Origin of the sequence: Diaphorobacter sp. JS3051, assembly GCF_015832135.1 — a bacterium.
In the GTDB taxonomy this organism is placed as follows: Bacteria; Pseudomonadota; Gammaproteobacteria; order Burkholderiales; family Burkholderiaceae_C; genus Diaphorobacter; species Diaphorobacter nitroreducens.
Genome location: NZ_CP065406.1, coordinates 3,492,944 through 3,506,790 on the forward strand (window position 1 = coordinate 3,492,944; position 13,847 = coordinate 3,506,790).

A 13,847-nucleotide genomic window follows, 5' to 3' on the forward strand; every position below is an offset into this window, starting at 1 on the left:
ATGTTCGACAACATCGCCGACTTGATCGACAAGATTCGCCTGGGAGAGGACTCCTATCTGGAGTTGAAGGAAGTCCGCTTTGCTGGCCAAAAGGTGTCAGCACCCCATAAAGATTCGCTGGCCGATGAGCTGGCCGCTTTCGCCAACAGCCGGGGTGGTGTGTGCGTGCTCGGCGTGGACGACACCCGTGAAGTGCTCGGTATCCCGCTGGAGCGCTTGGACCTGGTGGAGGATTTCGTCCGGCAGATTTGCCTGGACAGCATCACCCCGCCGCTCGCGCCGGTGATCGAGCGTCTGAGCCTGCCCAGCACGTCAGGCGAGCCCTTGCCTGTATTGAAAGTCGATATCGCAAGCAGCCTGTTCGTGCATAAAAGCCCCGGCGGCTATTTGCACCGCGTGGGCAGCGCCAAGCGTGAAATGGCTCCGGACTATCTGGCGCGGCTGTTCCAGCAACGCAGCCAGGCGCGCATCATCCGCTTCGACGAGCAGCCGGTGCCTGGCGCCACGCTCGATGACCTTGCAGATGACCTCTGGCAACGTTTTGCCAGTCCTCGCGTGCAAGATACGCGTGCGGTGCTGCTGGATAAACTGGCCATGGCGCGCCCCGATACCGACGGCGCACTTCGGCCAACCATCGCCGGCGTGCTGATGGCCAGCGCAGATCCCCGCCGCTGGCTGCCAAATGCCTTCATTCAGGCGGTGGCCTACCGTGGCACCGAGGTGCTGCCGCAAGGCGACACGGCCTATCAGCTCGACGCCCAGGACATCACCGGGCCGCTGGATGCCCAGGTGCTGGCGGCTTGCCACTTCGTCCGCAAGAACATGCAGGTCTATGCCACCAAGGATGAGGGCAGGCACGATCTGCCGCAGTACGACATGACCGCCGTCTTCGAGGCCCTGGTCAATGCCGTTGCACACCGGGATTACTCGATCCATGGCGCCAAAATCCGCCTGCGGATGTTTGCGGACCGGCTGGAGCTGTATTCGCCAGGCGCCATCCCCAACACCATGACGGTGGAGAGCCTTCCCTACCGCCAGGCCGCGCGAAACGAAGCCATCACCAGCCTGCTGGCCAAATGTTCCGTGCCCGAGGCGGACAAAGCGATCACAGGCCGCAGCGCCATGATGGACAAGCGTGGTGAAGGGGTTCAGATCATTCTGGATCAAAGTGAACGGCTGTCCGGCAAGCGGCCGGTTTACAGGCTAGTGGATGACTCCGAGCTGTTGTTGATCATCCCTGCTGCCGAGCCTCCCGCAGCAGTTGAGTGAGATTGAGAGGATAAGGAAGCACCATGGCCAAGGCTGAAGCCAGCGTTGAAGAACTGGTCTCGATGATCGAGCGCGGTGAGCTGCGCTTGCCGGAAATGCAGCGGCAGTATGTCTGGCGCTCCACGCGCGTACGCGACTTGCTCGACTCTCTGTATCGGGGCTATCCCTCGGGGGCGATTCTGCTGTGGGAAACCGATGAGGCCGTGCCCCTGCAAAGCTTTGCCGTCAGCCAAAGCAATAACCCTTATCAGAGCACCCGCCTGTTGCTCGATGGACAACAGCGTCTGACCTCGTTGTCTGCCGTCATTCGTGGCGAGCCGGTGTCGGTGCGCGGTCGCCGTCGGCCCATCGATTTGCTCTTTAATCTGGAGCATCCCGACCAACTGGCCGTCGTGACCGAAGTGGATGAGAACGGCGATGACGCCGAGGTCGATGAGGAAGGCGAACTGGGCGGCGACGAGGCCGACGCCAGCGAGGACGAACTGCTGACGCGCTTCAACAAAATGACCTTCGTGGTGGCGACCCGGAAGCTGGAGCAGTTGCCGCAGTGGGTGAAGGTATCCGAAGTCTTCAAGACCGACAGCGATGCGCCTTTCCTCAAACGTGCGGGCATCAGTGGCTTTGATGATCCGCGTTACGAGAAATACAGCCAGCGCCTGGCCCGGCTACGTGGCATTCGCAAGTACGTGTATCGCATGGACGTGCTGGAGCGAACACTGTCCTACGACGAGGTCACGGAAATCTTCGTGCGGGTCAACTCGCTGGGTGCCAAGCTGCGCAGCTCCGATCTGGCTCTGGCGCAGATCACGGCCAAATGGCGGCACTCGCTGCAGACCTTCCTGGACTTCCAGAATGCTTGCGCCCAGAACGGTTTCGAGCTGGATCTGGGTTTGCACCTGAAGAATTTGATGGCCTTTGCCACCGGGCAATCCCGTTTTCTGACCGTCGGCAGCCTGACCCTGGACGTACTGCAGCAAGCGTGGAAAGAAGCCTGCGAGGGGATGGAATTTGCCCTCAATTTCGCACGCAGCAATCTGGGTATCGACAGCCCTGCCTTGCTGTCATCGCCCTTCTTACTGGTGGTACTGGCCTACTTTGGACACCGCCGCGACTATGCCCTCAGCACGGAAGAGGCGCAGCAGTTGCGCTACTGGGCCTTGGCCGCCAATGCCAAAGGCCGTTTCTCGCGGGGTTCCAGCGAGACCATTCTGGATCAGGATTTGGCGACCATCCGCAATGGCGGCGGCGTCAATGAACTGATCGACCGGCTGCGTCTGCAGTTCGGCCGTCTTGACATCACGCCGGAAGAGCTGGAGGGGCGCAACCAGCGCAGTGCGCTGTTCAAGACCATGTTCCTGGCATTTCGTGCGGCAGGCGCCAAGGATTGGCGCAGCCACCTTGCCATTGCTCTGGACCACTCGGGCAGTCAGCACCGCTTGCAGTTTCATCACATTTTCCCCAAGGCATTGCTGCGCGGCAGCTACACCCCTCGCGAGGCCGACGACATCGCCAACCTGGCTTTCATCGGCGGCAAAACCAATCGTGCGATCAGCGACAAAGCGCCTGTGACCTACCTGTTGCCGCTGGTGGCGCAGCACGGTGAAACACCATTCGCATCACAGTGCATCCCGGTGGAGGAGGAACTGCTGGCACTGGATCACTACAAGGCGTTCTTGCAAGAGCGCCGCAAACGCATCGCGGCGGCACTGAATGCTTTCATCCATGCGACCGCTTGAGCTGTCAGTGCCACCGTGTTGCCACACTATGACCCACATGTCGCCACAATGCTGCCGCCATGTTCAACACAATGTTGCCACGCTGTTCACCACATTGACGCCACTTTGTGCACACAGTGTTGCCACCATGCCTGACACATTCCGGGTGGGACGCAGGCCGAGAGTCGCTTGTCCGCGGCGCGATGAGCACATTCTTTGTGCTGGCTCGCGAGAGCACAAAGAATGTGGCCGCTGGGCTCGATTTCGCCAGAAATCGGGCGCGGCGGCGTGGGGACAACGAATGGTCGATGCGTCCAGCCTGCACCTTATGAAACCCCGCTGCGGCCATGCGCCGGGTTGCCGCCCTGTGCGGCTGGCGGGTGAGAGCATGCCGCACAGGGCATGCCTGCTCGGTGGTGGGAGACTGAACTGACATGGCCAACCCTCGCTCGCTGGTCTACGCGCTTTACACCCATTGGGACACCGTGGAGCTTTTGGTGCGGCTGTCGCGCGAGTTTGCCGTGCTGACCAGCGATCAGGTGTTGAACGGCATTGCCAAGGTATCCGGGCAACGGGATGCCGAAACGCAGGGCGCGGTGCTACGTGCCTTGGTCAATGCGGACATCCTGCAAACCTTGCCGCGCAGCAGCGATCTGCAGCTCAATGCCTATGTGCTGGAGTTCGTGCGCGGCCTCACCCGTGAACATGAGCTGGGCCTGGCTGCCGTACTGCAGGCGCGTGTTGCGGCCATCCGTGAAGCCACCGAAGCACTCAATGAAGGGATGCTCGGGGCCGACATGGATCGCGTGCGCGGAGCCGCCAACAAGCTGGCAGAACTCTTCCGCCAGATCAGCCTGCAGCTCGATCAGGACCGGCACGCGCTCTTTGAACTGGCGGAAAACGCCAAAAGCGCCGACAGCAGCATGCCGATCAGCCAGCGCTACCGCGAGGTGCTGGAAGCCTACGATCATTATGTGGAGCCGATGAACCAGATGATGGACAGCGGCTCGCAGGGCACCTTCTATCGCTATCTGGAAGAAGCGGAGCGTGCGCTCGACTTGAGCCTGGAGCAATTGTCGGTACAGGGTGCGCTCTACTCGCATCGCCTGCAGTTGCGTCAGGTAGCGCACCAGGCCAAGGAGCTGCGGCGCTTTGGCCGGCTGGTTGCGCAACAGTGCGCCGATACACTGCTGCCCTTGCGCGAAGAGCTGCGTCAGCACAACGCCCTGACCAGTGCCATCAGCTTGCTGTTGGGGCAGGTGCGCAAACGCGGCCTGCGTCGCGCACTATCGCGCCCGGCGGATGAGACCGCACTCCCCGTCTGGCGCAATGAGCGTGGTTTCAAATTGCAATTGGGCGATGAGGTGCGGGCAGTCATGGCAGCCGCGCGCCAATACCAGCCGCAGGCGGTGGCCTTTCCGCAGGATGAACCCGGCGATGACGCTCCGTTGCTGGAGCAGGTGGACGAGACTGCCATTCGCGCGCATCTGGCCCGCAGCCTGCCGGTGGAAAATCTGCTCGATTGGCTGCACCGCCATTACGCCCATCTGCAGGATGCCACCCTGCTGCGCCTGTTTCATGACCTGCAACATGAGCCCGGCTGGCAGTTCGAGGCCGCCAGCCAGCCTGAAAAAACCACGCTGCAGACGATTCGCGTCCTGCATCACCCTCACCGCGTGAGTATCCCGCAATGACGATCCCACATGCTCTGGCAGCCGCGCTGTCACAGATGCCGGCATTGGCCGAGCTGTTCCGCTTGTTTCTCTCCGGCAAACACCTGAATCGAATGGCCGAGCCCACGCTGTGGGCGGAGCTGGAGCAGCACGAGGCCAGCTATGTCGGCTTGTTTGCCGCGCTGGGGTTCGAGCTGCGCCTGGATGCCAGGGGCTTTGCCTGGTTTCACAACAGCGACGCCAACAGCAACATTGGCAAGATCAGCCGCCAGCTGGCCTTGCTGTTCATGGTGATCTTCGATGCCCAGGCCAACGCCGGCAAGGCCCTGCAGCGCTTTACCGATTGGCTGATCGACAGCGCCTGGCTGGTCGAGGTCTACAAGCAACAGCAAGACCTGCTGGATGCCGAGGGCCTCAACCCCGACGCCCTGGTGGAGCTGCTGGGCCGCGCCTGCAACCTGGGCTTTGCCATGGCAGAGCCAGCGGGCTGGCGACTGCTGCCCGCTGTATGCCGTTACCTCGATCATTTCGAGAGCCTGGCGTTGACGGCCAAGACCGATGGCGACGAGCCGAGCGTGCCAACGGAGGATGACTGGGCTGCGGATGCACCAGACGACGAGGAGAACACCTGATGCAGTACGGCTTCCAACGTCTGGTCCTGCTGGGGAGTGCCGGCTACTCGCGCGCCGAGCTGCCGCTCGATGGTGCGGTCTCTCTGGTGGCGCCCAACAATACCGGCAAAACCAGCCTGATCAATGCCCTGCAGTTCCTGCTGATCATCGACCGCCGCCGTATGGATTTTGGTGCGCACGATGTGGATAAGAGCCGGCGCTTCTATTTCCCCAACAACAGCGCCTATGTGCTGCTGGAGGTGTCGCTGCCGGAGTCCGGCACCGTAGTGCTGGGCTGCGTGGGCAAAGGGGTAAGCTTCGAGTACGAGTATTTCGCCTATGCCGGGCCGCTGAAGGTCGAGGAGTTCTGCCTGCCGGATGGCACCTTGGTGGCACAACCGCAACTAGCCAGCCATCTGGCGAGCTTTGGGCGCCGGGTGTTCAGCTACAGCAGCAGCGAATTTGCCGACATGGTGTATGGCGGGCGCAGCCGCAAGCTCGCCAGTCAGCAGGACTTCTGCGTTTTCCGGCTGGAGCATGCCAGCGATGCCAGCGTTTTTCAGCGGGTGCTGACCCGCACACTGCGCTTGGACAAACTGCGCTCCAGCGAGGTAAAGGACTATCTGCTGCAGATTTTCCGCCGCGATCTGCCGGATGCCAGCATCGACTTCAAGGCCGAATGGGACAAGGCGTTTGCCGACCTCAACGCCGAACGCAGTCAGTACCTGGCCGCCGTGCGGCTGCAAGCCACTCTGAGCGAACTGGAACAGAAGCAGGAGGCCCGCTTGGTGTTGCGCGGCAAATTGCTGTGCTGGCGCCCCTTGATTGACACGGCACTGGGTCAGTGGCAACAGCATTACGAGTCCCGCCAGCAAGCCTTGCAGGATGAACTGGAACAGTGTGATGTGGCGCTGCAGCGCCTGCGCGAACAGGATATCCAGTCCGCACGCGAGCAGAACCAATGCGAGCAGGAACAACAACAGCTTCGCCAGCACAGCGAACAGTTGCGCGCGTTGCAGCAGCGTTTTGCCCTGATCCCCGACCGCGCCCTGCTGGAGGCGCGCCGCCGCGAGTTGCAGGAACAACGGGATGCGCTGGTGGTAAGGATCGGCCAGGCCCAGAGCCGCACGCCTGCGGCCATCGAGCGCGAGCTGGCCCGGATCGAACGGGAATCCGCGCAGCTGGCGCAGGAGTTGCGCACCCAAGGGCAGAACCTCTATCAGCAACTGGCTGGTGTCGTATCTGCGGAACAACTCAACGCGCTGAACAAGCTGCTGGCCAAGCCGGTACTGACCCTGGGCAGCGAGGATTTCCGCCTTGATGGCAAGGCCCTGCTTGCGGCCTTGGTCGATGCGAATGCCGGGCAATTCAATTTGCCTGGCCTGCAACTGCGGCTGGAAGCCCTGCCGGCACAGTATCAGCAACGGACCCTGGCGGAACTGAGCGAATTGCAGCAGGAGTTGCAGCAACAGCAGGCTCAGCTGCAAGAACAACTGGCCACCGCCCTGGCTCTGGAAAACGTCAAACAGCAACGCCAAGCGCTGGAGCAGCAACTAGCCGAACTGGATGCCGAGTTGCGGGACTACACGCACATGCAGGACTTGCAGCAAAGCGAGGCCGAGCGCGAGGAGCGGTTGCAGACACTGGCGCAAAAGCTCGCCGACCTCAGCGCCAGTCTGGCGCAGTCGGCAGAGCGGCACCGCGCATTGGATCAGCAGCGGCAGCAGCGGCAGCAGGATTTGGCGGCCTTGCAGCAGCAACACCGGCAGATCGAGCAACGCCGTCATCAGCGCATCGACCACGAAGGCCCCTTCACCTGGCTGGCCGACCTGCCGCACAGCCCTTGGTTGGCCCAGCCCGAGTTCGCGCTGGAACAGCTGGCCGAGCGCCTGCAGACCTATCAGGCAGACTGCCGCCAGTTGCTGGAGCTGGATGAGCAGATTCGCCATCTGCTGGGTGAAATCCATACCGCCGGATTGACCAAGTATCAGTTTGTCGGCGAACCGGAAAGCGAGATTGTTCGTCTCGTTGAATTCGCCCATCACCTGCCGCAGGAAGCCGAAGCCCTGGAAAAGAAAGTACGCTCGGCGGTGGTGAATGTGGCAGCCTGCCTGCGCGAACTGCGCGACGGCCTGTTTGCTTTCAAGCGCCGGATGCGCGAGTTCAACCGCAAGATCAGCGGCCGGCAACTTTCCGATCTGGCAGTGTTCAAGATCGAACCCGAAGACGAAACCATTCTGGTCGAAGCCATCGAACTGCTGATCAGTACCGCCGCCACTGTGGACAGTGGCGAAACCTTCGAACTGTTCAACCAGCAGAGCGTCCTTGACGACGAGCAGCTCAATCGCGCCAAGACCCTGCTGATCGAAGAGGGCAACGCCCGCCATGGCCTGCGTGTGGCCGACCTGTTTCGCCTGCGCTTCTGGGTCGGCAAGGCAGATCGCGAGCCGGAAGCCTTCGATGACCTCGACAGTGCCGCCTCCAATGGCACCGTGCTGATGGCCAAACTGGTGACGGGGCTGGCGATGCTGCATTTGATGCAGGATCAGCGTCGCCCTATCCAGGGCATCTGCTATCTGGACGAGGCACTGGCCCTGGACGCCCGCAATCAGCGCAGCCTGATCGACACGGCGGCGGAGTTCGGCTTCTCGTTGATTTTTGCCTCGCCCGCGCCGCTGACGACCGTGCGCTACTGCGTGCCGATTCACACGCGCAACGGCAGCAACCAGATCAGCCGCCATAGCTGGCAGATCATCGAACCGCTGGATGCCTGAGTATGGATCGAACCCTGCGCACAGCCTTGCTCAAGCTGCATGGCCAACAAACCCTGCCGGCCAGCCATTTCACCGCCGCTCAGCGCAGCGCTCTGGATCGCTTTGCCCGGCAGACAGGAGCGGTAATCTGCCAGCGTCAGGGGCGCGGGGATGTTTACCGTGTCAGCGATCCGCGACTATTCGATATCCATCTGAGCGCACTCTCCCCCCAGGTCGGGATGCTGGCCACGGACGACCTGCCGCTGCGGGCGCAACACATCGCCCACGCGCGCGACAGCAAAGCGCGCAATCATCAGCATGAGTGCTACTACCCCTTGCTCAAGGCCGTTGGCGAAAAGGTTCTCTGGCGGCAAGGCGAACACGGGAGCGAACTGCCACTCAGCCAGCTCACGCACCACTTCGGGGCTACCAGCCTGCGCATTGAAACTGGCGACACCTGGCAAAGCGGGCAGCCGCTCTGGCTGGTGGAGAACCAAGCACTGTTTGACCGCACAGATTGGCTGCCGGGCGGAACCCAGGGGACTCTGTTGTACTACGGTGGACAGCTTGATGGCCGACTCGTCGGCTGGTTAGCGCAGCACCCGCGTGCCAGCCGTGTCGTACTGTTCCCAGATTATGACGGTGTGGGACTGGCAAACTTCGCGCGACTTTACACACAGCTTGGCGACGCCTGCGAATGCTGGCTGATGCCCGACTGGCAAGGCAAGCTGGCACGTTATGGCAGCCAGCGGCTATGGCAGGATACGTTTCGGGAGTTCACCAGTGCTGTTCCGCAGTTACCTGATTATCTGGGCCCGTTAACCGAACAAATGCGCCAATCCGGACGGGCGCTCGAACAAGAAGCGGTCTGGCTATCTGTTCTGTAGATGCCCTTTGAGTAAGCTCGCAATGTCACCTGGGGCCAGGCCAGCCTCTAGGGACCGCCTCAGCGCCAGCTCCAGTTGTTGCCAGCCCTGCGCTGAAGAGACATTACTGCCTAATGTTTCGGTCAGACGGAACATCAGCCCTTCCAGCAGCTCTTCGTCACCCACGTCCGCTGCGGTCTGCTCCGCTAGTGCCAAGAGGACGTTGCGCGCAGATGCCAACGAGTCGATTGGCACCCCGGCCAATGCCGTAGGCGTAGTGATGACACGATCCACCCTGGCGACTGTCGCCAGATCAAGGGCCTGATCGACGCCCGGCTCGATCTTCATGCGGATCAGCACATCGCCAGCCAACAGAAAGCGCGTCTTGATAAGCCCCGGCTGCTCATCCTGAAACAACCACACCGGCTGGTTGTTGGTCTGCAACAGGCTTAGTACGAGCCTGCTGTCATCCAGTGCCCCGCGATCCTGCCACTGGTGCAACACGTCGGTACGCAGGCGGCCGCCTTCCACACCGAGGTGGTGCAGCAGGCCGATCAAACGTTTGGCGGAGATCACCTGTTCCTTGCCACGCAGCCAGACCGAGAGGTTGGCAGTACGGATGCCGGTGGCTTCGGCGATCCGCCCCAGCGTTTCCCCGCGCAGTCGTATCAAGGCGGCGGCAAAGCCTGGCAATTGTTCGTTGGCAATGCTTGGCATGTCGGGCTCTGTGAATTCACTGTAAATCACTATAAGACTTATTGACCGACAAGACGAGCGTGCGGAGTTTGGTGATTCGCGCAAACCACTGTTATAGTAATTTATAGTTAGGCTATTTGAGAGGCCATCATGCGTAAGCCAAAGCAAGCCCGTCCGTTGCGCCTGCGGGAATACGAAGCAGCCATTGCTGCACTCAAGGCGCAGCATCCCTGGCTTGCCCGGCAGATCGTCGAACCCGCGCCAGGGCATCTGGCCGTGGTGGCACATCTGTTTGCTCAGCTGGAATACCTGCTGCCGCCCACAGTGCTCGCACGCAAGGGCTCACTGTCAGTGAGCTGCAACCGGGATCGCCTGGCCATCCATTACCAGCCGCCGCGACGCCACAGCGAACGTGCAGCGGCCGTGCTCGATTTGATTGCCCAGACCAAGCATCTTTCGCAGCAACAATGCCCGGTTTGCGGTGCGCAGGTTGTCGGGGATGGCATCCGTCCGCAACGCTGTCCGCAACACGACGGCATCCAAGGATTGTTTGCCGAAGAAGTGCGCCGCAGCCGCCAGCTCATCGTCGAACAAGGTGTGCAGCAGGTGGTGCGCGACTTGGGCAAGGTAACGAGCGAGGATGCACGTGCCGCCGTGGCAGCTGAAAATGAGCCGGTCTTGAGTGAAGCCGAACCGGAGCAGGTTCAGGAACAGTCGACAGAAGCGGCCAAATCAGAGCCAGCGCCGAGCATCGTCTTTCTCGATGAAGCCGGGCTGGAGGCGTTCGTGGATCGCCACCGACCAAAAGGCGACGACAAGTTCAAGCGCGCACAGGCGATGGCAGAGCGGATCAAGCGGGCGGGCCATGGTAGCCGCCAACTGGGCCTGCTACCCCCGGACTGGAAAGCCCTGCTGGATGAGTTCGCGCAGGCTTTCCCAAACTTCCATGAACTGGCCGAGCTGCTGCGTGATCACTTCGCCTTGTCCAGTCTGGGCGATGGCCGCGTGTCCTGGCCTGCCGTGTTGCTGGTCGGCCCGGCGGGCATTGGTAAAACCGAGGCGGCACGCTGGCTGGCCGATCAGCTCGTGCTGCCGTTTCGGGTCTTCGATATGGCGAGCACGCAATCGAGTTCGCCGCTCGCAGGTTCCGAATCGTTCTGGAGCAATTCCGAGCCAGGCCAGCTCTTTGAGCTGTTGGCCTACCAGCCACTGGCCAACCCGGTGGTGGTACTCGATGAACTGGACAAGGCCAGTAACGGCAGACCGCAATACGATCCGCTGGCAGCACTCTATACCTTGCTGGAACCGCGCAGTGCGCGGGATTTCATCGACCTGTCGATCCGCGACTTTGCCATTGACGCCAGTCATGTCAATTGGATGGCGACCGCGAATGAGCTGGAGGCGATTCCGGGGCCGCTACGCTCACGGCTGACGGTGTTGCACATTCAACCACCCAAGCCGGAGCAGGTCAGAAGCATCGCGCAGTCGATTTACAACCGACTCCGCGACGAGTCGAGCTGGGGCACGGCCTTTGCCGAGAGGCTGGATGATGATGTCCTGTCCCGTCTGCAAGCCTTGCCGCCGCGCAGTGTGCGTCTGGTTCTGCAGCGGGCCTTGGGTTCGGCAGCTCGTGATGACCGAGGAGTCGTCCAGGTGCAAGACATCAGGCCGCTGGTGGAGATCAGCCGCCGTGGCGTTGGCTTTGTCAGCGAGGGATGGAATTGAGGTTGGCGATCCAGGCCGCACCGGCGGCCAGCGCATCGGCCTCGCTGGCATAGGTTGTCGATGGGCCGCTGATGATGCAGGGCTCGGTTTCGCCGTCGCCTTCCACTGTCCATAGCTCCCAGGTTCCGTCGTTTTTCCAACTGGGGATGGCGGTGTAGGGTTTGTCTTTCAGCGCAGCCAGCGCGGCATCCACTTCGGGACGGATTTGCAGCTCACCCGAGTAGATATAAGGTGTCGCGCAGCGGGCATCAGATCGGCTCATGTTCCGTACTCCAGAAAAGTTCCAGTAGCGCACTCGCCTGCAGGTAAATACCGGGGTTGCGCGCTTCACTCGGGCCAGCAATGTTGAGAATAGCGATGGGATGGCTAAGCAACCAGCCTTGCCATGCCGTCAACAGATCTTCTGTAGGGTCATGCAAATCGCACAGCAGCAGCGGCTTGCCGTGTCCCGCCGCCAGATCGCGAGTGAGCAGGCTGCCGCCTTCGAGCCTGCCCCGGTAAAGGATCAGTGTGGCATCAGAGTCCAGCACATTGCGTTTGGTGCGCTGGCGGTAGCCGCTGGATTCGGTCTCCAGCAACTGGTAGCGAGCATCCAGTACGCCATCAGCGGCCCGTCGGCCTGCCGGGCACCAACCGCCGTGCGGAATCTGCCGGGCAATGGCGAAATCCAGCGCCGCCCGGTCTACGCCGGTCTGGCCGCCGGAGAGGATGCGCTGAATGCTCACCCTTGCTCCGTTGCGGCGACCGTGCAAGTCACTTGAACCTCTGCGCTGGGCTGATCTGCCGAGAGCTGGCCGATGCGCCCGCGCTGGCTGGCAAGCTTCAGTTGCTTGCGCACCTGTTCCAAGCTGCGCTTTTCGATCACTGCGGTATAGCTCGCACCCAATTCACCATCCGGGTCGATGAACAGCTCGATACGCGTCACCGGCAACCCGAACACTGTGAAGCTGCGTGCCGGTGTCAGCGACCAACTGCCGGGAGCATTGGGCGCAATGCCCTCCAGTACGTGCAACGGCAAGGCTTGACGGCATTCCACGGCGGCGACGATGGCTGGCTCGATTCGCAACCAGTGGTTGAGGTCTGGGGCAGTGCCATCCATCAGCACCACCGGCATGGCTGCCAGTAGAAACGCTTTCATCCCTTGATGTTCCTGATCCAGAAGCGGCGGTCATCGACCGTGAAGTTGGGGTCATAGCCGACCAGCGTCAGCAACGAACCAACATAGTAAAGGCCGAACTGATTTATCAGCCAGCGTTCCATCGCCGGGTCGCTGGGCAGCTTGCTGTACGGTGGGGTTGGCCCGTCACTGCGAACCTGGCCACTGGTTTTGCCAGTGATGGAAAAGCTCTTCCAGGTCAGCACGAAGTTGTTCGACTGTTTCGGCAACTCCGGTGCGCAAAGCGACAGATTGCTGAAGCGCTCGGAGCGCTTGGCATCGTGCCAGAGCACGGCGTCAAAGCGAATGCAATCACTGGCTTTGAGCGTGAGGCTACGGGTCAGCGTCATCTGATCGGCCGGAATTTGCAGATTGCTGATCACCACCTTGGGCCACTCCGGGGCGCGACCGTCGGTAGACAGATTCTGGCGCAGGGCGTTATGCAGCGGAGTGCCCAACAAACTGTTGCGGCTTGCTGCGCTTGCGGGCGTAGCCGCTTGCGACAGACTGGTTCCAATGGATTGTCCCAGTCCGTTCAGGGAATCCAGCGCCCCCTGCATGTCGGTGGTGGCACAGCCTGTCAGCACGAACGGCAGAAGCAACAAGCTCCGGTAGTGTTTCATCGCAGTTCCTCGCGAGGTTATCCGTTGAAGAGGGCATTGAGCCGGGCACACCAGGTTTCCGCCGCCCGGCGGCTCATGGGGAAACTGAGCACTGGTCGTTGCGGATCGGCGGTTTGCAGCTCGATGGCGAAGTCTTTCGCGCGCACCGTGCGCTCGAAGGTCGGCACGCTCATGCCGCTGGCGTTGACCTGACGGCTACCGCCGTTCATCTCCATGCTCTCGACCTCGCGCCAGGTCATCTGCCAGCCGAGCAGCCAGGAGAAGTCGTGCAGTTTGTATGCCTCATTGACCACATCGCAGGCCGCGATCTTGCGATTCCGGGAGTCAAAAACAAGGAATGCCGGCGCGGGATAACCCAGGAGATGTCCAGCATCGAATGACAGCCCCTGCTGGGCGTTGAGCTTGGCGACAAGGGCCTGGCAGCGGGCCTGCAGACGTGCCAGAAAGCGGAAGGACAGCGTGAAGATCGCCAGCGAAATCAGTAGATACAGCGCCCATTCGCTGGTCATCAAGGTCCACCAACTTGGCCTCCCCCACAGAGAGCCAGCTGGCCCCATGTTGGATAGCCCAGCCTGCACGATGATGAGCACAAACACCGCCGCCATCAGCCCAGCTATTCCCGCCACCGGAACTGCCAGCCCCGCCGCCACTCCCATCCCCGCAGACTTCCAGACGCTTGCCATACGTCATTCCCTCCATTTTGTTACTCATAGAGGTCATTTTATGGCGCATGCATTCAATTGTCACTTATAGTACGGGT

General features: G+C 61.4%; 13 protein-coding genes. 7 read left to right on the plus strand and 6 right to left on the minus strand.

The window, feature by feature from the left end:
* The 6 genes from I3K84_RS16580 to I3K84_RS16605 all read left to right on the plus strand — a co-directional run bounded on the left by I3K84_RS16580 (position 1) and on the right by I3K84_RS16605 (position 8,908).
* A complete protein-coding gene (locus I3K84_RS16580) occupies positions 1-1,269 on the plus strand; it encodes an ATP-binding protein (protein WP_011806700.1) in 1,269 nt (422 codons plus the stop codon).
* 23 nt (positions 1,270-1,292) lie between these two features.
* On the plus strand, positions 1,293-3,005 hold the full coding sequence (locus I3K84_RS16585; RefSeq protein WP_011806699.1) for a DUF262 domain-containing protein: 1,713 nt from the start codon (positions 1,293-1,295) through the stop codon (positions 3,003-3,005).
* A 413-nt stretch (positions 3,006-3,418) separates the two neighbouring features.
* A complete protein-coding gene (locus I3K84_RS16590) occupies positions 3,419-4,678 on the plus strand; it encodes a hypothetical protein (RefSeq protein WP_011806698.1) in 1,260 nt (419 codons plus the stop codon).
* Positions 4,675-5,289: a hypothetical protein gene (locus I3K84_RS16595; RefSeq protein WP_011806697.1), complete on the plus strand. Its 615-nt coding sequence runs from the start codon at positions 4,675-4,677 to the stop codon at positions 5,287-5,289. Before I3K84_RS16590 ends, I3K84_RS16595 begins: the two co-directional genes overlap by 4 nt.
* A complete protein-coding gene (locus I3K84_RS16600) occupies positions 5,289-8,042 on the plus strand; it encodes a hypothetical protein (RefSeq protein ID WP_011806696.1) in 2,754 nt (917 codons plus the stop codon). Before I3K84_RS16595 ends, I3K84_RS16600 begins: the two co-directional genes overlap by 1 nt.
* Before the next feature lie 2 nt (positions 8,043-8,044).
* Positions 8,045-8,908, plus strand: a complete 864-nt coding sequence (locus tag I3K84_RS16605; protein ID WP_011806695.1) for a hypothetical protein — start codon at positions 8,045-8,047, stop codon at positions 8,906-8,908.
* Here the strand turns inward: I3K84_RS16605 and I3K84_RS16610 are convergent.
* Positions 8,894-9,604: a hypothetical protein gene (locus I3K84_RS16610; RefSeq protein ID WP_023446983.1), complete on the minus strand. Its 711-nt coding sequence runs from the start codon at positions 9,602-9,604 to the stop codon at positions 8,894-8,896. The genes I3K84_RS16605 and I3K84_RS16610 overlap by 15 nt on opposite strands.
* A gap of 129 nt (positions 9,605-9,733) precedes the next feature.
* Between I3K84_RS16610 and I3K84_RS16615 the strand changes: the two genes are divergently transcribed.
* Positions 9,734-11,308 (plus strand): AAA family ATPase, encoded by a 1,575-nt coding sequence (locus I3K84_RS16615; protein ID WP_011806694.1) that lies wholly within the window; start codon positions 9,734-9,736, stop codon positions 11,306-11,308.
* Here the strand turns inward: I3K84_RS16615 and I3K84_RS16620 are convergent.
* Genes I3K84_RS16620 through I3K84_RS16640 form a run of 5 tightly spaced genes read right to left on the minus strand, consistent with a single transcriptional unit; the run spans position 11,289 to position 13,770 of the window.
* On the minus strand, positions 11,289-11,570 hold the full coding sequence (locus I3K84_RS16620; protein WP_011806693.1) for a hypothetical protein: 282 nt from the start codon (positions 11,568-11,570) through the stop codon (positions 11,289-11,291). The two genes, I3K84_RS16615 and I3K84_RS16620, sit on opposite strands and share 20 nt — an antisense overlap.
* Complete coding sequence (locus tag I3K84_RS16625) at positions 11,557-12,033, minus strand: putative molybdenum carrier protein (protein WP_011806692.1); 477 nt, start codon at positions 12,031-12,033, stop codon at positions 11,557-11,559. Before I3K84_RS16625 ends, I3K84_RS16620 begins: the two co-directional genes overlap by 14 nt.
* Positions 12,030-12,446 (minus strand): hypothetical protein, encoded by a 417-nt coding sequence (locus I3K84_RS16630; RefSeq protein WP_041836095.1) that lies wholly within the window; start codon positions 12,444-12,446, stop codon positions 12,030-12,032. Before I3K84_RS16630 ends, I3K84_RS16625 begins: the two co-directional genes overlap by 4 nt.
* A complete protein-coding gene (locus I3K84_RS16635; RefSeq protein ID WP_094226298.1) occupies positions 12,443-13,087 on the minus strand; it encodes a hypothetical protein in 645 nt (214 codons plus the stop codon). The genes I3K84_RS16630 and I3K84_RS16635 overlap by 4 nt, the downstream gene beginning before the upstream one ends.
* 17 nt (positions 13,088-13,104) lie before the next feature.
* Complete coding sequence (locus I3K84_RS16640) at positions 13,105-13,770, minus strand: hypothetical protein (RefSeq protein WP_011806688.1); 666 nt, start codon at positions 13,768-13,770, stop codon at positions 13,105-13,107.
* Positions 13,771-13,847 lie beyond the last annotated feature (77 nt).

Excerpts from the sequence above, each read along its gene's own strand:
- I3K84_RS16580 (WP_011806700.1), top strand. The coding sequence starts at position 1 with ATGTTCGACAACATCGCCGACTTGATCGACAAGATTCGCCTGGGAGAG.
- I3K84_RS16585 (WP_011806699.1), top strand. The coding sequence starts at position 1,293 with ATGGCCAAGGCTGAAGCCAGCGTTGAAGAACTGGTCTCGATGATCGAG.
- I3K84_RS16590 (WP_011806698.1), top strand. The coding sequence starts at position 3,419 with ATGGCCAACCCTCGCTCGCTGGTCTACGCGCTTTACACCCATTGGGAC.
- I3K84_RS16595 (WP_011806697.1), top strand. The coding sequence starts at position 4,675 with ATGACGATCCCACATGCTCTGGCAGCCGCGCTGTCACAGATGCCGGCA.
- I3K84_RS16600 (WP_011806696.1), top strand. The coding sequence starts at position 5,289 with ATGCAGTACGGCTTCCAACGTCTGGTCCTGCTGGGGAGTGCCGGCTAC.
- I3K84_RS16605 (WP_011806695.1), top strand. The coding sequence starts at position 8,045 with ATGGATCGAACCCTGCGCACAGCCTTGCTCAAGCTGCATGGCCAACAA.
- I3K84_RS16610 (WP_023446983.1), bottom strand. The coding sequence starts at position 9,604 with ATGCCAAGCATTGCCAACGAACAATTGCCAGGCTTTGCCGCCGCCTTG.
- I3K84_RS16615 (WP_011806694.1), top strand. The coding sequence starts at position 9,734 with ATGCGTAAGCCAAAGCAAGCCCGTCCGTTGCGCCTGCGGGAATACGAA.
- I3K84_RS16620 (WP_011806693.1), bottom strand. The coding sequence starts at position 11,570 with ATGAGCCGATCTGATGCCCGCTGCGCGACACCTTATATCTACTCGGGT.
- I3K84_RS16630 (WP_041836095.1), bottom strand. The coding sequence starts at position 12,446 with ATGAAAGCGTTTCTACTGGCAGCCATGCCGGTGGTGCTGATGGATGGC.
- I3K84_RS16635 (WP_094226298.1), bottom strand. The coding sequence starts at position 13,087 with ATGAAACACTACCGGAGCTTGTTGCTTCTGCCGTTCGTGCTGACAGGC.
- I3K84_RS16640 (WP_011806688.1), bottom strand. The coding sequence starts at position 13,770 with ATGGCAAGCGTCTGGAAGTCTGCGGGGATGGGAGTGGCGGCGGGGCTG.